This window comes from Shewanella sp. 0m-8, from assembly GCF_052977265.1.
Genome location: NZ_JBRIMB010000004.1, coordinates 105,108 through 123,518, shown reverse-complemented (window position 1 = coordinate 123,518; position 18,411 = coordinate 105,108). Strand labels below are relative to the sequence as shown.

17 protein-coding genes and 1 other RNA gene are annotated in these 18,411 nt (G+C 43.7%); 15 read left to right on the top strand and 3 right to left on the bottom strand.

Going from position 1 to position 18,411, the window contains the following annotated elements; genetic code table 11:
* The first annotated feature begins 15 nt into the window (after positions 1 to 15).
* Genes ACVBIO_RS03380 through ACVBIO_RS03340 form a run of 9 tightly spaced genes read left to right on the top strand, consistent with a single transcriptional unit; the run spans position 16 to position 8,377 of the window.
* On the top strand, positions 16 to 1,770 hold the full coding sequence (locus ACVBIO_RS03380; protein WP_447171951.1) for a phage tail tape measure protein: 1,755 nt from the start codon (positions 16 to 18) through the stop codon (positions 1,768 to 1,770).
* Positions 1,767 to 2,120: a DUF2590 family protein gene (locus ACVBIO_RS03375; protein WP_447171950.1), complete on the top strand. Its 354-nt coding sequence runs from the start codon at positions 1,767 to 1,769 to the stop codon at positions 2,118 to 2,120. The genes ACVBIO_RS03380 and ACVBIO_RS03375 overlap by 4 nt, the downstream gene beginning before the upstream one ends.
* The gene (locus ACVBIO_RS03370) at positions 2,113 to 3,309 is read left to right on the top strand and encodes a baseplate J/gp47 family protein (protein ID WP_447171949.1); all 1,197 of its coding nucleotides are present in this window, start codon (positions 2,113 to 2,115) and stop codon (positions 3,307 to 3,309) included. The genes ACVBIO_RS03375 and ACVBIO_RS03370 overlap by 8 nt, the downstream gene beginning before the upstream one ends.
* Complete coding sequence (locus ACVBIO_RS03365; protein ID WP_447171948.1) at positions 3,310 to 3,972, top strand: hypothetical protein; 663 nt, start codon at positions 3,310 to 3,312, stop codon at positions 3,970 to 3,972.
* Between the two features lie 9 nt (positions 3,973 to 3,981).
* A complete protein-coding gene (locus ACVBIO_RS03360; RefSeq protein WP_447171947.1) occupies positions 3,982 to 6,234 on the top strand; it encodes a phage tail-collar fiber domain-containing protein in 2,253 nt (750 codons plus the stop codon).
* Positions 6,234 to 6,731 carry a baseplate complex protein gene (locus ACVBIO_RS03355; protein WP_447171946.1) on the top strand — a complete coding sequence of 166 codons (498 nt, stop codon included), beginning with the start codon at positions 6,234 to 6,236 and terminating at the stop codon, positions 6,729 to 6,731. The genes ACVBIO_RS03360 and ACVBIO_RS03355 overlap by 1 nt, the downstream gene beginning before the upstream one ends.
* Positions 6,731 to 7,420 (top strand): hypothetical protein, encoded by a 690-nt coding sequence (locus ACVBIO_RS03350; protein ID WP_447171945.1) that lies wholly within the window; start codon positions 6,731 to 6,733, stop codon positions 7,418 to 7,420. Before ACVBIO_RS03355 ends, ACVBIO_RS03350 begins: the two co-directional genes overlap by 1 nt.
* A gap of 12 nt (positions 7,421 to 7,432) precedes the next feature.
* Positions 7,433 to 8,155, top strand: a complete 723-nt coding sequence (locus tag ACVBIO_RS03345) for a hypothetical protein (protein ID WP_447171944.1) — start codon at positions 7,433 to 7,435, stop codon at positions 8,153 to 8,155.
* 24 nt (positions 8,156 to 8,179) lie between these two features.
* Positions 8,180 to 8,377, top strand: a complete 198-nt coding sequence (locus tag ACVBIO_RS03340) for a hypothetical protein (RefSeq protein WP_447171943.1) — start codon at positions 8,180 to 8,182, stop codon at positions 8,375 to 8,377.
* Between the two features lie 800 nt (positions 8,378 to 9,177).
* Here the strand turns inward: ACVBIO_RS03340 and ssrA are convergent.
* Positions 9,178 to 9,533: a transfer-messenger RNA gene (ssrA, locus tag ACVBIO_RS03335) on the bottom strand.
* A 110-nt stretch (positions 9,534 to 9,643) separates the two neighbouring features.
* Positions 9,644 to 10,138: an SsrA-binding protein SmpB gene (gene smpB / locus ACVBIO_RS03330; protein ID WP_012154535.1), complete on the bottom strand. Its 495-nt coding sequence runs from the start codon at positions 10,136 to 10,138 to the stop codon at positions 9,644 to 9,646.
* 193 nt (positions 10,139 to 10,331) lie between these two features.
* On the opposite strand from smpB, the gene ACVBIO_RS03325 reads away from it, so the two are divergent.
* Both ACVBIO_RS03325 and ACVBIO_RS03320 read left to right on the top strand, forming a co-directional pair.
* Positions 10,332 to 10,763 carry an SRPBCC family protein gene (locus ACVBIO_RS03325; RefSeq protein ID WP_447171942.1) on the top strand — a complete coding sequence of 144 codons (432 nt, stop codon included), beginning with the start codon at positions 10,332 to 10,334 and terminating at the stop codon, positions 10,761 to 10,763.
* Entirely contained in the window at positions 10,760 to 11,092 is a 333-nt protein-coding gene (locus ACVBIO_RS03320) for an RnfH family protein (RefSeq protein WP_447161170.1), read from the top strand. The genes ACVBIO_RS03325 and ACVBIO_RS03320 overlap by 4 nt, the downstream gene beginning before the upstream one ends.
* A gap of 102 nt (positions 11,093 to 11,194) precedes the next feature.
* On the opposite strand, the gene ACVBIO_RS03315 is transcribed toward ACVBIO_RS03320, so the two are convergent.
* Positions 11,195 to 11,689 (bottom strand): outer membrane protein assembly factor BamE, encoded by a 495-nt coding sequence (locus tag ACVBIO_RS03315; RefSeq protein WP_447161171.1) that lies wholly within the window; start codon positions 11,687 to 11,689, stop codon positions 11,195 to 11,197.
* Positions 11,690 to 12,155: 466 nt separating this feature from the next.
* Here ACVBIO_RS03315 and ACVBIO_RS03310 point away from each other — a divergent pair, with 466 nt between their 5' ends.
* The 4 genes from ACVBIO_RS03310 (at position 12,156) to aceB (ending at position 18,237) form a co-directional block, all read left to right on the top strand.
* Positions 12,156 to 12,962, top strand: a complete 807-nt coding sequence (locus ACVBIO_RS03310; protein WP_447171941.1) for an SAM-dependent methyltransferase — start codon at positions 12,156 to 12,158, stop codon at positions 12,960 to 12,962.
* A 270-nt stretch (positions 12,963 to 13,232) separates the two neighbouring features.
* Positions 13,233 to 13,445, top strand: coding sequence for a hypothetical protein (locus tag ACVBIO_RS03305; protein WP_447161173.1), 213 nt, complete (start codon positions 13,233 to 13,235; stop codon positions 13,443 to 13,445).
* A 7-nt stretch (positions 13,446 to 13,452) separates the two neighbouring features.
* Entirely contained in the window at positions 13,453 to 15,243 is a 1,791-nt protein-coding gene (locus tag ACVBIO_RS03300; protein ID WP_447163825.1) for a tetratricopeptide repeat-containing diguanylate cyclase, read from the top strand.
* Between the two features lie 1,353 nt (positions 15,244 to 16,596).
* A complete protein-coding gene (gene aceB, locus ACVBIO_RS03295; RefSeq protein WP_447171940.1) occupies positions 16,597 to 18,237 on the top strand; it encodes a malate synthase A in 1,641 nt (546 codons plus the stop codon).
* Positions 18,238 to 18,411 lie beyond the last annotated feature (174 nt).

Sequence of the window (18,411 nt, the reverse complement as noted above, 5' to 3'; positions counted from 1 at the left end):
TTTAAAAGAGGCAGTATGAGCTTACCTAAGCCGTTAATGTTCACCGTTGGACTGATAGACCAAATCACTAAGCCAATCGCTAAGATTAGCCAGCAATTTAATGGTCTAGCAGCTAACTACCAAGCGGGCACCATGCAAATGGCTACGGGCGTGGGTGGCATGGCGGCGGCAGGGTTGGCGTTGCAAAGTGCCCTAATGCCAGCTATTGAAATGGACCGCGTTCTAGGTGAAGTGAAATCACTTGGGGTGCGTGACTCTGCACTTAAACAGTTAAGTGATACCTCATACGAATACGCGCTTAAATACGGTAAATCTGCCACTGAGTTTGTGAGCTCTAGCTACGATATTCAGTCCGCTATTGCAGGGCTAAGTGACGCCGACTTATCCGCTTTTACTTTATCAAGTAACGTGTTGGCAACGGCTACCAAAGCCGATGCCGCCACCATTACCAATTACATGGGCACCATGTTTGGTATCTTCAAAAATCAAGCCAATGACATGGGCAAAAGCGAGTGGGTTGCCCAAGTCACAGGCATGACCGCCACAGCAGTGCAGGCATTTAAAACCACAGGTTCGGAGATGTCGAGCGCCTTTACCAGTATCGGCGCCGAAGCCACAAGTGCAGGCATTGGCATGCATGAGCAGATGGCGATTTTAGGCACGCTGCAATCAACTATGTCGGGCAGTGAAGCGGGTACCAAATATAAATCATTTTTAGCGGGTGTGGGTAAAGCGCAAGATGCGCTAAACCTAAGCTTTACCGACTCCCAAGGCGCCATGTTGCCGATGGTCGATATTCTCAACCAAATTAGAGGCAAGTATGGCGACACCTTAGATGTGGCCGAGGGCGATGCATTGGCCAAAGCTTTTGGCTCACAAGAAGCGGTTGCCACTGTTAAGTTATTAATGGCCGACATTAACGGCCTTGGCGATTCAATCAATACCCTTGGTAAAGTTAAAGGCATGGGCAAGGCCGAAGAGATGGCCGCAGCCATGACCGACCAAAGCGAACGCTTAAGCCAGAGTTGGTACGTTATCCGCGCAGCGCTAGGCAGCGCCGTACTACCTGCATTTAATAGCTTTGTTGGCTGGATTGCCGATATGGGCAGCGACGTGATCTGGTTTACCGAAACATTCCCTAATTTAACTAAATATATTGGCTATACCGCTATCGCCTTTACGGGATTAGTGATTGCAGGTGGTGCCTTTACTGTGATGATGGGCGCCGCAAAAATGGCAATGACCGCTTATGGTGTAAGCGCGATGGCTTGGGCAGGTATTAATGCCATGCTCACATCGGGCTTGGCCTCGTTACGCGGGGTAATGCTGGCGGTCAATATGGCGATGATGATGAACCCTATCGGCTTAATTGTCGCGGGTATTGCTTTAGCTATCGCCGCTGTCGGCGCCTTGGTTTATTACTGGGACGACTTAAAAGCCACTATGTCTGATTGGGGCTGGGTTAAAGCCATTAGCGGTATTTTTGCCAACGTGTGGGCAGGCGTTAAAAGTGTGTTTAGCGACACCATGGCGTGGATTATCGACAAGCTTAATTTAATACCTGGTGTTGATATTGATGCATCAATGTCGAGTTCAAGCATGCCAAGTGTGGCAGCAATTGCGCCAGTGCAAGCCCGTGTAGAACGAGGCGGTATTACTCAAAACCTATCAACGGCTAACCAGAGTAAATCAACCAGTGTGGGCACGGTTAACGTGTACCCAGCTAAGGGCGACGACAACTTTATGAATTATGTGGAGATGCACGGATGAGTGATTGCATGTTTCGTGATTTGCATATTCAGCATGGTGATCTGGTGTTAGATGCCGGATTAAACCCAACTTATTTAACTGATCGCGCGGTTATCGCCCAAGACATTGTGCACGCGATTATCGAATCTGGCCTTGCCAATTTATTAGTGAGCGACAGAGGCACAGGCGTAACGGCCGACACCCAAACCCGCATTACGTTATTGGTCGAAGATGACTTACGCATTATGCCGGGCACAGTAAAAGTGGAACAAGTCAAAGCAGGTCAATGGTGGGTGTTTGCCGACACGATTAATTTTGGTCCGTTAAGTACGGCTATTGCTACTGGCACAGACGGAGAAAACCATGGCTGAAAAAACAGTGTCTGACATTAACTTTAAAAAAATAGTTGAAGATGCAGGCATTCCAACGACGGAAGACGGCTGGAAAGCGTTATTTAAACAAGACGTTGAAGAGGCGGGTTGTATTGTTGCTAACGATGCGCCGTTCTCGCCATTTTGGCGGTTGATCACCGCCATTGTGGCAAAGCCTGCCACGTGGATTGTAAACAAGGTATTGGTTGAAAAAATCTTACCTAACTTGTTTTTACAAACCGCCACCGATGATGCCTTTATTGAAGCCAAAGCGTGGGAGCATGATTTAACCCGTAAGCAGACCGAATTTACCAAGGGCAAAATTAAGTTTCTACGAGCGGCCAGCAGTGGCCCAAGTCTATTGATTCGCGCTGGTACCGTAATACAAACCGATGCCATTAATGGCGTGGTGTATCGCGTGTTAACCATTGCCGATGTGATCTTAGCCGAGAACGCCGCCAGTGTGTTGGTACCCGTTATAGCCGAACATGCAGGTGCGGCTTATAACCTTGGCGCAGGTTATTACCATATTTTGCCAGAGTCAGTCACCGGCATTGGCAGTGTTACCAATGAAGCTGATTGGATTGATGTACTGGGCGCCGATGCTGAAAGCAATGAAGATTTAAAGCTACGTACCCGTAACGCATTTACTGCAGCTGCGCCTTGGCATATCGATGCGGTTTACCGCGCTATGCTAACCGAACGCGCAGGCCTTAACGCAGACAACTTGTTTTTTGAACATGATGCGCCACGTGGTCCAGGTACGGCGAACGCCTTAATTTTGCTTGATACGGGCGAGCCATCAAGCGCACTGATTGATGACTTAAACGAGTACGTGATGCAAAAGGGCTTTCATGGCCATGGCGATGATCTGCAGGTTATGGCTATACCAGCGATGATCACCAATATTGGTGTAACCGTTTACCCACGACCTGCATTGCTAGCCGATGAAGTTAGCGCATTGCTTGCAGGTGTTGAAGATTACATACGCTGCGCATTTCGCGAAAACAGCAACTACAACGCCACCCGAACCGAGCCCGCTAGCCGCTTTAGCTTTAGCCGCTTAGGCCAAGAGTTGCATAAAGAGTTTGCAGGGCTTGAGTCATTGAACTGGCACCAAATGGATATTACCAGCGGTAACGATGTGCCGCGTATTGGCGAGTTAACCATTAATAACGGTAATGCATAAATGATGCGACTAGACAAAATCAATTGGCACAGCCTAACCAAGATGCCGTACTGGTTAGCGCGGCCAGCCAGCGAGATAGACAAACTACGCCAAGGTGCAGTGTTGTTTTGGCAACGCTTTGCCGACTTGCTAGCGTTCCCGTCTAAGCAACTCGACCCCATGACCGCCGAATTAGCCTTAGTGCATTTGTTAGCGTGGGAACGAGATATTGAACAAATACCAGGTGAGACCGAGCAGCTTTATAGAACGCGAGTAAAGTTCGCCCTTAAATTTGCTAAAGGCGCAGGGAGTAAAGAGGGCTGGTATTACATGTTTGAAAAGCTCGGCACACCATGGATCACCATTGACGAACGAGTGAGTGAAACCGATTGGGACGTGGTGAGTTTGCAGCTACTAGATAGTGACTTAGCCGAAAGGGCGGGGCTAATTGACAACATTTGTCGCCAGTATGGCCGTACAACCAGACGTTACCAGTTTGACACCATTGCGAGCATGCCACTTGTTGCGCCACCGTCAGACTTTGCTTTAGACAGCTTAACCGGAATTGCCAGCCTAAGCGATGATATGCGCCCAGCGCTTGGATTAGCGCTAATGGATAACGAATCACACTTTACGGTTGCCAATAAAACGACCGTTCAAAAACAGCTCATTAGTAAGAGATAAGGAAACAACATGGCTTCAGTTATTACAATCGCAGGTGAAAAACTCTTTGCAGCTAAAGCACAAGCTAATGAGCAGCTGGATATTGATACCTTTATTTTCGCCAACGTACCAAACCAAGACCCAACGGCGCCAATTAACCGCGAAGAGGGCATACCTACCGAACATAAGGTACATGAGCAAATTGTACAGCAGGTTGGCCGCATTAATGACAACGTGGTGGTTTACTCAACCGTGCTAGATAGCCTTACTGGCCCGTTTGAATTTAACTGGGTAGGTTTGTATTCGTCAGTTAACCAAACCTTAGTGGCAATTAACCATATTCCAACTACGGTAAAAACCATCACCGAGCCGGGTGTGGCTGGTAATATTCTAAACCGTAATTTTGGTATTGAGTATTCAGGTATTGCCGATCTCACTGGTATTAACGTAGCGCCAGAAACGTGGCAGCTAGATTTTACCGCACGCTTAGGTGGTATGGATAAGCTAACGCAACAGCTTGCCGCTGATATGAACGGCAAAGATTGGTTTATTGAAGACGGCTTTAAAGTGGCACCACGCGCAACGGCCAACAGCTTTAGCGTGTTGCCAGGTGTGGGTTATGTGTCAGGCCTGCGTATCGAACTTAAGCAAGAACACATTTTAACCCTGCAGTCATATCCGCAGTTTGTGTATGTAGATGCGTGGTTTAGCGGTACCGCTAATAGTGTTTGGACGCCACAAGTTGCCTTTACCGTCACTAATGGCGAAATGGACGATTACATTGACGTGCAAGGTGTACAGCATTACGTGTATAAGCTCGCAGTAGTTAATGCGGCAGATGATGTTGAGGATTTGAGAAATACAGAGGGTTTGAGTGAAAAACTCGATAAAACAGCTATATATACAACCATAAATGAAATTGAAAGTGGGAAATACAGAAAGCTTGGATCAAGGGTTATTGCAACAGATAGAGCTAATGCTCTTTTTGAAATACGTCCGGCCATTTTTATTCCTAATGGGGTTGATATATTAGATGTTGCACCAGGGCTCGTAGCTGTATTGCAGTATCAAAGTGTTAATGGCGCGGAATGGGGGGTTAATGCTGGGGTTGATTGTTCTGATAATATAGCAGTCATTGCTGGGAAAAATCCAAATGGAGTAATTAATATTGATAGTGGGGACTATATTTTTAAGCTGACAACTGCAAGCGTTTACGGCGTTGGTTTAATAGGTGTAAGTGACATAAGTACTACAGTTAAAACCCCAAAATCGTCGGATAGCGCTTTCAAGGTACAAGCAGGTAAACAATTAAGATCAACAAAAATAAAATCGGCTTCTTTTTATCAAGAAGGCTTTCAGCATGGAAATGTTGGGACCGGTAAAGGGATCGATTTGACTGATGCGCAAACTGTAACAAACATACATTTAGAAGATATATCTTTAAATTGGTTTGGTGTTGGTTATCAGTCTAGTCGGAATGCGTTTAGTAATCAGTTTGATAATGTTAGAGCTAACTTTTGCGGAGAAAGCTTTAAATTTATAGGGGACGGCCAGTTAATCAATCATACGTTTAACAACTGTTATAGTTCGCAACCAACAATTAATGGTCTTTTTATTGGTGGGTGTAAAAACTTCGTATTCAATGGTTATAACTCGGGTAGCGGTGGGGCACCGCATGTGAATATAGCTGGGAGCGCGTTTGGTATTATATTTAATAGCCCGAATTTCGAACAGGACGCAGGCACTTTAGGAGCAAATACAGAAGCTATTCGATGCCAGTCAGATTCGGAAGTTACATTCAACTATCCAACCTTTGCAACACCAAAGGCTACAGAGAAGAATACTTACTTGTTTCGTGTGATGAATAGCGCTGTAGTTTATATAAACAACCCAAAAATCATAGGAAGCGATGAGAATATACAACATATTCTTATACAAGATAGCGCAACTGTATTCTTGAATGACCCTAAAGGGGTCATTGATGATGATAAAATAGTTATTTACGGGTCAGGAAAACTAATTAAAACAAATGACATAATTAATACTGGGTTCGTAGCATCAGGGAGAGTTGAGGCGTTATTAGGAGGCTCAAGTATTATTACAGGTTTACAAAAAACGCTGACAGATTACGCGGTCGAAATAGATCCTCAAAATGATGAGATTGTGCCGGTTTTACCTCAAGTTACACAATCGGGAACAGGAACCATTAAAGTTAGGTTTATTAACATTTCAAATGGTACGGAAAACTACGGTTCTTACCCTGTGAAATGGAGAGCAAGATAGTGCTAACCCTAAACTCTACAGCAATTAAACTCAAAAGCTTGCAGATCACGGCGAGTCAAGAACTCGCCAGTGAAGACGCCAGCGGCCAGAGCTCAAGCACCGATAGCGCCGAAACGGGCGCTAAGGCCAAAATGATAAGTGTAGCCGGCTTCATTCCTTTTACTGAAGCAGGGCACTTATCAGACTTATTCAATATGGCTGAGGCGACCGAGGTGGGCGCAAGAATGATCTACCGCATCAGCAATCACACCGCGAGTGCACTTGGTGTTAAGCAAGTGCGCTTTGCCAGCAAAATTGATGCAGTTGAGCAGCAAACCACAAGGCAATGGCGTGTTAACTTCACTTTAAGTGAATATCGCTCAGTGCCAGAGAAAAAGGAGCAACGCTTGCCACAAGCAACCGCCAACCAACAAGGCGGTGAAGTCGAACAGTCCGGTGTGCAATACGCTTCACTGGATAAGCTGTTAACTGAAAATTTTGGTGAGTTGAGAACCTAATGAATAAACCGAACGCTCGCTTTATTGCCCGTGCCACGGTTAACGCTAAGCAAGTGGAGTTAAAAAACCATTGGCTAGTGTTAAAAAGTGACTCGCCAGGTACTTGCCAAATTACCGTCAATACTAAAGTGAATCGCTTGGATAAAGTGGCTCTTGATTTAGGCTGGGGCGAAATGGTTGATCGGGTGTTTATCGGTTACGTTGAAAGAGTTATGCCAGCCGTTAATGGTTGGTATACCTTGTTTTGTCGTGAGTTGGCCGCATCACTAGCGTTTAACTTAAGCGTAATGCTGCGTCACCCAACCATGCGCCAAGTGCTTGATGAAGTCAGCGCGCAAACAGGCTTGAGTTTTGTCGTCCCAGATAAAGCCTACGCCAACGCATCAATACCGTGTTTTTATTGCGATGGCTCGGGCTATGAAATCCTAGATAACATTGGCCGTGCCTATCAAATCCCAGACTTTATCTGGCAACAACAAGGCAATGGTCAAATCTATATTGGAAGTTATCAAGATTCATACTGGCACAATAAGCCGGTTGTGATCCCCAATGCCTTAATGACCAACCACCAAGCAGGCAGAACGGCAACCATGCCAGCGGCGCCAATGGTGCGCCCAAATGTCACCGCTAATAATGAGCGCATTAAATCAGTTGAGTTCAAGCAAACTGAAATGATCATCAGTTGGTAAGGAGCTGATAAAGTGGAAACAGTAATTAAACGTATCGTGCGGCGGTTATTCCCTGAATTAACATCAGGCCTGCACTTACCGCGCTGGGCAAAAGTGGTCGCACTGCCAGAACTACCAAAAGAAGATGGCGAACGCGGTAGTGATGCATTCTATCCACGTTATGCCGTTGACGTGCAGCTGCTAGATGAAAACGGTACCGAAACTAAATCTAAACCACTGCAAGCAGTGCCATTACCATTACCAGGTGCAGGAGACAAAGCAGGGCGGTTAGAGCCTCCGGCTATTGGCTCAATTGTTGAAATCGGCTTTGCTTACGGCAGGCCAGATAAACCATTTATCAGAACAGTATTACCATTTGGCTGGGACCTGCCAGCAATCAAAGCAGGCGAAAGCCGTAACCAAGTGCGCGATGGGGTTTATCAGCTATTCGATGATGTTGGCAACCTCATCACCGAAACCGACAAAGACATTCGCACCACAGTGGGCCAAATGCATAAGTTACTGGTTAAGCAGTCGCAAGAAATCAAAGTGCTAAAAGACCAGCTAACACTGGTCGAGGGCAAGATGAGCATGACAATCACCAAAGATTTAAACATCAAAGCCAAGAACATCACCGAAGATGCCGACACCATAAAGCTCAACGGTGGCAAGGCCGTGGTCACTTGTGCCCACATCTGCCACTTTACAGGTGGCCCACATGGTGATGGTTCATCAACAGTTACTGCAGGTAAGTAGTTAGGCAAAACAAAAGGAAGTCACATGGCACTAAGTCAATCATCACTAAAGGGCAAGATAGTCAGCGAACTAGAGGCCAGAGGCTTTACCGCCAATGGTGAACATGCTTTTGCCGCCAAGATGGCCGAAGCCATAGCCGCCGCAGTCGTAGCCGAGATCACCAGCAACGCCCAAGTGCAAGTCACAGGCGGCAGTTCATCAGGCACATACAAAGTCAGCTAATAGCCGTTATCATCAGCCGCAATCCGTTATCAACGCAATATAGCGTTAAGCTTCACGCATTAACTTAACGTATAACAGATGCGACTCAACGCATAAGCCCAGCTTACCGCTGGGCTTTCTATTGCCTGCAGTAAAGCCAGCTCTATCTATGCTCGACGTCACTCAACCAACCCAAAAGTATCGACGCGGGTTCGGTTCCTGTCGTGGGGCTCGAACCCGCGCCCAGATATAATCACCAAGTTTTCCCCACGGAAACCAACGCCACAGAGAATCCGCGCCACGAAATCCGCACTCTTCCTCCCCTCCTGCGCGCTTTATTTAATTTTTTTATTTCAGTTTTAGATTATTGCAGTTCATAGGCGCAGCCAGCGCCATTCCTAGGGCTTTTAATGGATCGAAGATCTGAAATGATCGCGGTTTATTTCACTGTTTTACAGTTCCATACAGGCGCTTTGAGAGGCTAAGAAATCGTGAAAGCCGCATGAATGCTGGGTTTTCGCTGGATTCCGTGGGGTTTTAATGAGAAAGGCTAAAAAATAGAAAGGTGATCAAACACAATAAAAACATTAAGTTAGATAAAAATAAAACTGAAATGAAAAAAGCGGGTAAATCAGTGCCGCCAATGTCGCCACTTTAATTTGGCTGTCGCCACTTTGTCGCCACTTGGCTATTTGTCGCCATTATTGATAAACAGTTAATTGAGTAAAAGACGTCACCAATCATCAAGTAAACATACCGCAAGTGGCTGAAAACAGGCAGAAAAAAAGGCCAACCGGTTAAGGTTGGCCTTTCTTAAGTATTGGTGGAGGCGGCGGGGCTCGAACCCGCGTCCAAAAAGCCTACATCCAAGGCGCTACATGCTTAGTCTCTCTTTTGGTTAACCAAGTACACTCCGAAAGACAGGATTGTAATTGGCGAGTTCAGTACTGTTTCGCGGTTCACCCCTGAACGTGGTTCCCTCGCTATCAAATGTAAAGGTGACCATCTTATTACTCTGCCCATTTGATAAACGTGAGCAAGATGGCTAGCTAGCCTAAGCTGCTAGAGAGTAGTTAGAGTCGTTTGCAACTATAACGGTGCGGCTTTTTACGAGGCCAACCGCCCCTCGGCATGCTCCCAGGGTTTCGAGAATCTTGTCGAATCCAGAATCGCCCCCAAGTACAATGTGATTGTAACGCGACCTAGCTTGTTTTACCAAGCATAAAAATCGCATTTACAACCGATTGTTCGTTATACGTACGTTATTCATTAGGTACGTTGTTGAAATTACTGCTGTACCGCCTTCTTTATGGTACGAGCCTTTTCAATTTGCCATTCGCGATCTTTAGTATCGTCGCGCTTGTCGTGTTCTTTCTTACCTTTACCTAGGCCAATCTCAATTTTAACCCAAGCGCCTTTCTGCCAATACATAGAGATTGGAACAATTGAGTAACCTTTACGGTCAACTAGCCCTTGCAGCTTATCAAGCTCTTTACGTTTAAGTAGTAGCTTACGTGAGCGCAAAGGATCACACACTACATGAGAAGAGGCGGTATTAAGTGGTGCGATGGTGCAACCAAAAAGGTAAGCCTCGCCTTCTCTTAAAAAGACGTAGCTTTCGGACAAGTTGACCTTGCCCATACGAATAGACTTAACTTCCCATCCCATGAGGGATAGGCCTGCTTCTAGCTTCTCTTCAAACTTATAGTCGAAGGTTGCGCGTTTATTACGTGCGATTGAAGCTGAACTGTTCTTTGAATTTTTTGCGTTTTTCTTAGCCATAGGAGACACATTATACTCAGGCTTAGCAAATATGGAATTGGGCAAGTGGATTTATTCGATGTTTTGTTGTTATCAGCGGTGAGTTTGTTTGCTTTTTAGTCGCTTAATATCACTCTTGAGTATCAAAGATGCGTTTTTTTGTGTTCATGTTAAAATCGACCTTTGGTTTTTAATTACTGAGTAGCAATCTTCAATGCCGCAAATTTCACGCAGTATATTAGTTCGCTTCAGCGCGATGCAGATGTATGACTTAGTCAATGATGTTGAGTCATATAAAGAGTTCTTGCCCGGATGTGTCGGTGGTAAGGTGATAGAGTTTGACGGCAAAACGATGCTGGCGTCGGTTGATGTGGCAAAAGCGGGGATCAGTAAAACCTTCACTACTCGCAATCAAGTTGTTGCTGGTAAAAGTATTCAATTACAATTAGAAAACGGTCCTTTTAAAGAACTCGTTGGTGAGTGGACGTTTACTGAGCTTACTGAAGATGCCTGCAAGGTAAATTTCGAGTTGCAGTTTGAATTCTCTAGCCCAATTGTCGATATGGCCTTTGGCAAGGTTTTTAAAGAGTTGATGGGATCCATGGTAACTGCATTTACGAGCCGCGCGAAGGTGATATACAAATGAGTACTGAACAAACATCATTTTTGGTTGAAGTTATTTATGCGCTACCCAAGCAGCAAAAGCTGATTAAGGTTCAGGTTCCAGCCGGAACGACCTGTATCGATGCGGTCAAGTTAAGTGATATGCAGCGTTACTTTCCTGATATTGATCTTGAAACGGTAAAATTGGGGATTTTTAGTCGCTTAGTTAAGCATGATGAAGTGCTACAACCTGGTCAACGCGTTGAGATTTACCGGCCATTAATTGCCGATCCTAAGGATGTGCGTCGTAAACGTGCAGAAAAAGCGAAAGAAGATGGCCGAATTAATAAGATTACGGGTAGTAAGCTTTAATGCCCCTGAAATTGCTTTAATGAATAAAGGCTATTAATGACGGATATGAAAATGGCGACGCCCAAACGGGAGTCGCCATTTTTGTATTGATGCCAGGACTAATTATTCAAACTTTTCTGAGAGTGTCTCAGGTTGTGTTTGTTCCTCTTCGATCAGAGGTTTAGCTTGAGGGCGCTGCTCTGGGATCAAAGGATCACCTTCTGGGGTGTTGATCTCTGGTAACTTACTTTCTTCAAGTGGGACACCAAAGTCAGGGCTAAGCTCATAATCACCTTTCACTTCAGTTAGCTTATCGCCATTAAAGTTAAGAATAAGTTCTTTATGGATAATGCTGGCGTCACGGCCACTCTTATAGTGGTAGACATAATACCAAGTATCATCTGAGAAACTGTCTCGTAAAACGGGACGACCAAGCACGTATTCAACCTGCTCTTTAGTCATATCGATTCGTAACTTTTCAACTTGCTGCTTTTCCATATAGTTACCCTGAGGGATATCAGGTTTATAGATCAACCAGTCAAAAACACTACAAGCACTAAGTGATAACGAGAGCGCAGCAGCGCCCAAAAGGGTAAGACTTTTCTTTTTAATTGTCATTGAATGCGCTACTTCATCAAAATCTGTCGGTCATAATACCCAAGCAGTCACCCTTATGACAAGGAGTATTACTGCAAGGCGTGCTTGGGGCGGAATTCTTTACTTTAATTAAAGGATTTAACATTAATCTCAGCATTGTGGGTATATTGAGTCGACAAACGGCAAATAGTTCATCTATCGCACTAATTTGTTAAAAATGACGCTATTGCTATTGTAATGCCAGGATGACTCTTACAGTATGAAATTCAATTGGATACTATCAAATTATTCACTTTATATCGCGGTTGAAAAATGGTTTAACTAGAAAGGTAAAACCATTTTATTGTCGATTAAATGTATTGACCTATTTTGTGTTTAAGTTACGCAGTTGTTATGCTAAATTAACGTGGTTTTGTAATCTATTTGCGCAGCTTAGTTTTTTGCAGCAAAACAACAATAATAATCGTAATAACAGGCAATTGAGTAAATGACAGCAAAAGAAAAAGGAACTTTGGTTTGTGTCGGCACGGGTTTGAACTTGGCCGGACAAATTAGCGTACTGAGTAAAAGCTACATAGAGCATGCTGATGTGGTGTTTTCTCTGGTGCCAGACGGATTTGCACAGCATTGGCTTGAGTCTCTCAACCAAGACGTGCGCAGTCTTCAGCCTTATTACGCTCAAGAAGGTGAAGTTAAAAACCGCCGAGATACTTATGAACAGATGGTGGCAGCCATTTTAGAGCAGGTGCGCTTAGGCAAAAGAGTTGTTTGTGCGCTATATGGTCATCCGGGCGTTTTCGCTTGTGTATCGCATTTTGCGATTACTCAGGCAAGAGAAGAGGGTTATCCAGCGCAAATGGAGCCGGGTATTTCGGCCGAGGCCTGTTTATGGGCCGATGTGGGTATTGATCCTGGCGCCTCGGGTCATCAAAGTTTCGAAGCCAGCCAATTTATGTTTTACAAGCATACGCCAGATCCGACAACGCACTTACTGCTATGGCAAATTGGCATCGCTGGCGAGCATACCTTAACTGAGTTTCATACTTCATCAGACAGGTTACAGGTGTTAGTAGAGCAACTTAACGAGTGGTACCCTCTAGAGCATGAAATCGTGCTATATGAGGCCCCTAACTTACCCACTCAGATTCCTAGAATCGACAAGATAGCCTTGAAAGAACTGCCGTTTGCGCGTCTTTCATCTATCACGACCTTGCTTATTCCACCCTCGAGAGAGCTAGAGTTTAATCATGAGGTATTGGCCAAGCTTGGGATCACCGCCGAAGACTTAGGTTAATGTCCCTGTGGTAATGAGCTTGCAGTTTTGAGACTGAGACGATTAAGCATCTTAAGATGCTTAATGTCGTAAACAGCAATTACAAGCTAGCAGCTGTAAAACGAGCCGTTAGGTAGCAACCTGAAATAACTCGGCTGCTAAGTAGCTAGGTAAATAAACACCAAAGTAAACAGTCACTTAAGTAAAAAAGTCACTGAAGTGAAAAGTGCGAAGAAAGTAACTAAACAAAAAAATAAACCAATAATATTCATTTAATTTAAGGGAATAATCATGTCTAAGTTTAACAATTTTTTCGAGAAGCTAGGTTCAGACGCTAAGTTACTGGAGGAGTATAAGCAAGATCCTCAAGGTGTGATGAAGGCCAATGGCCTAGCTGATGATGAAATTCAGGCTGTGATCTCAGGTGATGAAAATAAGCTTAAGGGATTATCTGGCAGTAAAGGTATTCAATCATTTTTGCTTGTTTATGTAGATAAAAAGTAATTATAAAATGAGATTATTCATAGTCTTATTTTCTGTACTAATTCTGTTTTTTCCTAATATGAGTTATGGAGAGGGTTTAGACTATGAGCAAGTTCTTGAGGAGTTAGAGAAGAACATAAGTGCTCCATCGCAGAAGTCCGAAAAGCTTATTGCTCAATTAATAGGAGAGTGGAACAATTTATCGAGAGAGCAAAAAATTAATGTTTACATCTATCAAGCTGTCTTTCTAACGTATCAGGGAAATTATAATGCATCTGTAGTTAGTTTAAAAAATGCTGAGAAGCTAGCCCCTCGAGATGCATTGCAAAGTAAAATTCATCAATCATTATCAGCTAATTACATCGCTTTAAAGCAGTATTCTGAAGCATTAACGTTGATGGAGGACAGTTTACAACGTATTGATAAATACGATGATATTGAAATTAAGCTCAGCAGCTATGTTCGCTTGGCTAACTTAGCCTTGGTATTAAACGCCTACCAAGATATGAGAGAGTTCGCAGCTAAATCTGCTGAACTAAGTGCTAAAATCAATGATGTCCGTCAACATTGTTTTTCATTGCTGATGCTCGCTGTTGTTGATTTAAAAGAAAATAGGTCAGGCGAAGCGCAACAGGGATTTCTCAGTAGTCAAATTTATTGTGAAGAAAAAAAGTTCCCACTTATTGGCTTGATGTCACAAAAGGGCTTAGCTTTAGTCGCTCTCCAGAGCGAGGATTATAACAGGGCTAAATATCTGCTAGAGCCAGTATTAAAAGGTTATCAAGAGTTTAATTTTCAAACTGAAATCAATCATGTAAATGCGTTACTTAGTCAAACCTATTTGAGCTTAGGTGATGCCTCCCAGGCGGAAGAGTTTGCTAATAAGGTGATGAGTCTAAGTGATGACCCTAGCCATATTGAATATAAAGCGATTGCCGCAAGAGTATTATCGCAACGCTACGTTGCGTCAAAGCAATATAAGCTTGCTTATGACTATCTAGAATCCCATCAACACTACACCAATTTAATGCTCGATGACACTAAAGCCAAGGCTAATGCTTATCAGATGGCGAAGTTTAAACACCGAGAGCTGGCGCGTGAGATAGCGTTACTTAATCAAGAGCGTGAATTGCTGCAAACTCAGAAAGAGTTAGATCAGTCAGATCGAACCAATAATTTAATGATTGTAACTATGTTGATTGGCAGTATTTTCTTCTTGTCGCTATTCGTTATTTATAGCCACAGACAGAAAATGCGTTATCGTAAACTGGCATTAACCGACAGGCTGACTGGTGTTTATAATCGCGGAGCGGGTCAAGACTTCGCTGAGAATGAGTTCGTGCAGGTCAGTGTGCGCCAGACAGAGTTTTCCGTAGTGGTATTTGACTTAGATCTGTTTAAAAATATTAACGATAGTTACGGCCACGGGACAGGAGACTGGACCTTAAAACATGTGGTGTCGGCGGTAAAACCCCTTATCCGTGACAGTGATATTTTTACTCGCATGGGCGGAGAAGAGTTTGCGCTATTTTTACCTTACTCAAATGAAACTGTCGCATTGGGGATAGCAGAGCGCTGTAAAGAGGCTATTGCCGCGATTGATACTAAATACTCTGGGCATGCATTTAACATTAGCGCCAGTTTTGGTGTTGCGGGTAATACTGTTGAAGATCTCAGCTTAGATCCTCTATTAAAACGTGCAGATATAGCCCTGTATGCATCTAAGCACTCTGGTCGTAATAGGGTGACATTATATACTGCTGAACTTGAAAGTGAGGCGCTGACGGATGAAGCTAATAACCCTCTTGTATTTAGCTAATTTGAATTTATGATTGGCTTATAGGCTGGTATAAACTAAGTTGCTTCTTTTTACGGAGAGGGAGAGTCAAAGACTCTTCCTCTAGCTTTAACTCTACATTTAGCTCTACTCTACCGTTAATTAACTCTTAGCTTACGTTAGCTTACGTTAGGTAGTGAGGGTGTAACATACTTTATTTCTTTGGTTTCACTTCAACTCACAACGATTAATCTAAGATCAACATGACTTAAGTGTATCGCTTCAGTATTGAGTTTAGTTACCGGCTTAGTTACTGGCTTAGTTACTCGCATTGAGTTTAGTTATTGAGCTTAGCTATTGGGTTTCTATTTCAGCTTGTTTTCTCTGTCTCGGCAACTGCTGCGTCGCGTTTAGCTCAACGTCGAGAATTTAATCTTATCGTGCTTATTTAAATTAACCATATAACGACAACATAGCTCCATGAGTAATTAATCCCCCATGAGTACTTAGTCCAAGTACTTTGATTTAGTGTTTTGATTTAGTGCTTTGATTTAGTGCTTTGATTTAGTGCTTAGTTCGTGGCTTAACGTCACGAATTAACTTAGTTTTTTGCCACGTAATGAACTTTTTTGCATTTAAACCAATGTTTTTCTCAATGTTAGTCAATATTTATCGAGTCATAATTTGCGTTAGCTGCAGCCCAGTCAGCTTCCGTAAACGTTAACGTTAGATTTAAACGGTTGTTTAAATTGTGGTGGTGGTTATCTGCTTATATGTCATTGTTTTAAAAAGGTTTGTATCTGTGTATCGCTGTGTGAGAGTAAACGCTAGCTTAAATCTGCAGTCTGCAGGTATTGATGTTTGAGTGTAAAAAAAGTGTTACGCAGTGAAACTTTGTAACAGATTTACTTTTAGTTTGTTGCCTTGGTCAATTTGTCTTACAACTTGTTCAGTTTATCATGGGATTGATTTTAAAATATTCATAACTAATTGCCTTTAAAGGATTTAATCAGTTTGCGGTGTGCGTCTTTGAGTCTTTTAATTATGGGCTGTTGGCTTGAGTAAAGGACTTGTGTGACCGGGTGTCAGCTTGCAACTTGTACGCTTAGTCAGTAGGTTTTGTGGTAAATCAACATATGCGTAAGCATTTAAAGCATTGCATGCTGCTTAGTTTGACTGACAGGGCCGGACTGGACTGACTGCTCTGAACTGACTGCTCTGAGTGACAGCCTCGAACTGACTGCTCTGAACTGACTGCCATGGAGTGACAGCCTCGAACTGAATGCTCTGGACTGACAGGCTTTAGCAGAAGCTGCAAGGCGGGAAGCAAAATGCGATTAAAAATGCGTTTAGATGTTGCTACAGAAATATGAGTACAGTTTTAGGAGATGAAAGATGACAGAGCAACTTACAGCAGCGCAAACGAAATCAGAAACGACATCGTCGACTCAGGAGTTGTTGATTAACGGTAGAACTGTCGCAGGGCAAGAAACAGTGTTAACAGAGGGCTCGCTGTGTTTACTTAAAGCCTTATGTAAGCAATTTGCACCAGAGGTCCCTGAACTGCTTGCTCGCAGAAAGCACAAGCAAAAGCATATCGATCTAGGCGAGCTGCCAGATTTTTTAGAGCAGACTCGAGCGATCCGTCAAGGACATTGGCAGATCAGAGGCATTCCTGCCGACTTACAAGATCGGCGGGTTGAGATCACCGGCCCTGTTGAAAGAAAATTGGTCATTAATGCACTTAATGCAAACGCTAAAGTATTCATGGCTGACTTTGAAGACTCACTTGCTCCAAGCTGGGAAAAAGTGGTGCAAGGACAAATAAACCTGCGTGATGCGGTTAACGGGGATATTAGTTATACCGCAGCTGAGACGGGTAAACATTACTCATTAAATGAAGATCCCGCCGTGCTTATTTGTCGAGTACGCGGTTTACATATGCAAGAAAAGCACGTGCAGTTTGCGGGGAGCACCATTCCTGCTGCGCTGTTCGATTTTTGTATTTATTTTTACAATAACTATCGTGCTTTATTAAGAAAGGGCAGTGGGCCTTACTTTTATATTCCTAAACTTGAAAGTCATCTGGAGGCTAGATGGTGGGCTAACGTGTTTACATTTGTTGAAGAGCGCTTTTGCCTTCAGCCAGGCACGATTAAGTGCACCTGTTTAATTGAAACCTTGCCTGCTGTATTTGAAATGGATGAGATCCTATATGAACTTCGTTCAAATATCGTCGCATTAAATTGTGGTCGTTGGGATTATATCTTTAGCTACATTAAAACCTTAAATAATCATAGTGATCGTATACTACCAGATAGACAGTCGGTCACCATGGACAAGCCATTCCTAAGTGCTTATTCGCGTTTGTTGATAAAGACCTGCCATAAACGTGGAGCGTTAGCTATGGGCGGTATGGCGGCCTATATTCCTGCCAAGGATACTGAATTAAATCAACAAGTATTAGCAAAAGTGAAGCAAGATAAGCAACTTGAGGCACGTAATGGTCATGACGGTACTTGGGTTGCACATCCAGGACTTGCAGATACTGCAATGGCTATTTTTAATGAATATATAGGCGAAGATCACGTCAATCAGCTCCATATTACACGCGATGTCGATGCGCCAATCCATGCCCGTGAATTACTTATGCCTGCAACGGGGGAGCGGACTGAAGCGGGTATGCGTCTTAACATCCGTATCGCACTACAATACATAGAATCCTGGATTAACGGTAATGGCTGCGTTCCTATCTATGGGTTAATGGAGGACGCTGCCACGGCAGAGGTTTCTCGTACCTCCATTTGGCAATGGATAAAGCATCAGCAGCCGCTTAGCTCTGGCGTTATTGTTACCAAAGGTTTATTCCAAACAATGTTGGTAGAGGAGTTAGCTCATGTCAAAGAAGAGGTTGGCCCAGAGCGCTTTACTCAGGGAAGTTATACTCAAGCCGCTGTATTGCTCGAAACCATCACGACTTCAGATGAACTTGTCGATTTTCTTACCGAACCGGGTTACCAATTACTGACGGCTTAAATTTTATGCGCTAAAGGTTTGGCTACATTTTGTAGCTTGTGTCCCCCGCACTGTATTCCTACGTGCAGTGCGGGTTTTTAAATTATTAACACCACACTTTTCGCTGGTGTTCTGCTTGTGATTGGCGACTCTTCGGAGTCGTTTTTTTTTATTTAAAATCAGTATCGTTTTGTA

Coding starts and splice junctions, on each gene's coding strand:
- ACVBIO_RS03320 (WP_447161170.1), top strand. CDS start 10,760: ATGAGTACTGAACAAACATCATTTTTGGTTGAAGTTATTTATGCGCTA.
- ACVBIO_RS03315 (WP_447161171.1), bottom strand. CDS start 11,689: ATGACAATTAAAAAGAAAAGTCTTACCCTTTTGGGCGCTGCTGCGCTC.
- ACVBIO_RS03375 (WP_447171950.1), top strand. CDS start 1,767: ATGAGTGATTGCATGTTTCGTGATTTGCATATTCAGCATGGTGATCTG.
- ACVBIO_RS03370 (WP_447171949.1), top strand. CDS start 2,113: ATGGCTGAAAAAACAGTGTCTGACATTAACTTTAAAAAAATAGTTGAA.
- aceB (WP_447171940.1), top strand. CDS start 16,597: ATGACAGAGCAACTTACAGCAGCGCAAACGAAATCAGAAACGACATCG.
- ACVBIO_RS03350 (WP_447171945.1), top strand. CDS start 6,731: ATGAATAAACCGAACGCTCGCTTTATTGCCCGTGCCACGGTTAACGCT.
- ACVBIO_RS03340 (WP_447171943.1), top strand. CDS start 8,180: ATGGCACTAAGTCAATCATCACTAAAGGGCAAGATAGTCAGCGAACTA.
- ACVBIO_RS03325 (WP_447171942.1), top strand. CDS start 10,332: ATGCCGCAAATTTCACGCAGTATATTAGTTCGCTTCAGCGCGATGCAG.
- ACVBIO_RS03360 (WP_447171947.1), top strand. CDS start 3,982: ATGGCTTCAGTTATTACAATCGCAGGTGAAAAACTCTTTGCAGCTAAA.
- ACVBIO_RS03310 (WP_447171941.1), top strand. CDS start 12,156: ATGACAGCAAAAGAAAAAGGAACTTTGGTTTGTGTCGGCACGGGTTTG.
- ACVBIO_RS03365 (WP_447171948.1), top strand. CDS start 3,310: ATGATGCGACTAGACAAAATCAATTGGCACAGCCTAACCAAGATGCCG.
- ACVBIO_RS03300 (WP_447163825.1), top strand. CDS start 13,453: ATGAGATTATTCATAGTCTTATTTTCTGTACTAATTCTGTTTTTTCCT.
- ACVBIO_RS03305 (WP_447161173.1), top strand. CDS start 13,233: ATGTCTAAGTTTAACAATTTTTTCGAGAAGCTAGGTTCAGACGCTAAG.
- ACVBIO_RS03380 (WP_447171951.1), top strand. CDS start 16: ATGAGCTTACCTAAGCCGTTAATGTTCACCGTTGGACTGATAGACCAA.
- smpB (WP_012154535.1), bottom strand. CDS start 10,138: ATGGCTAAGAAAAACGCAAAAAATTCAAAGAACAGTTCAGCTTCAATC.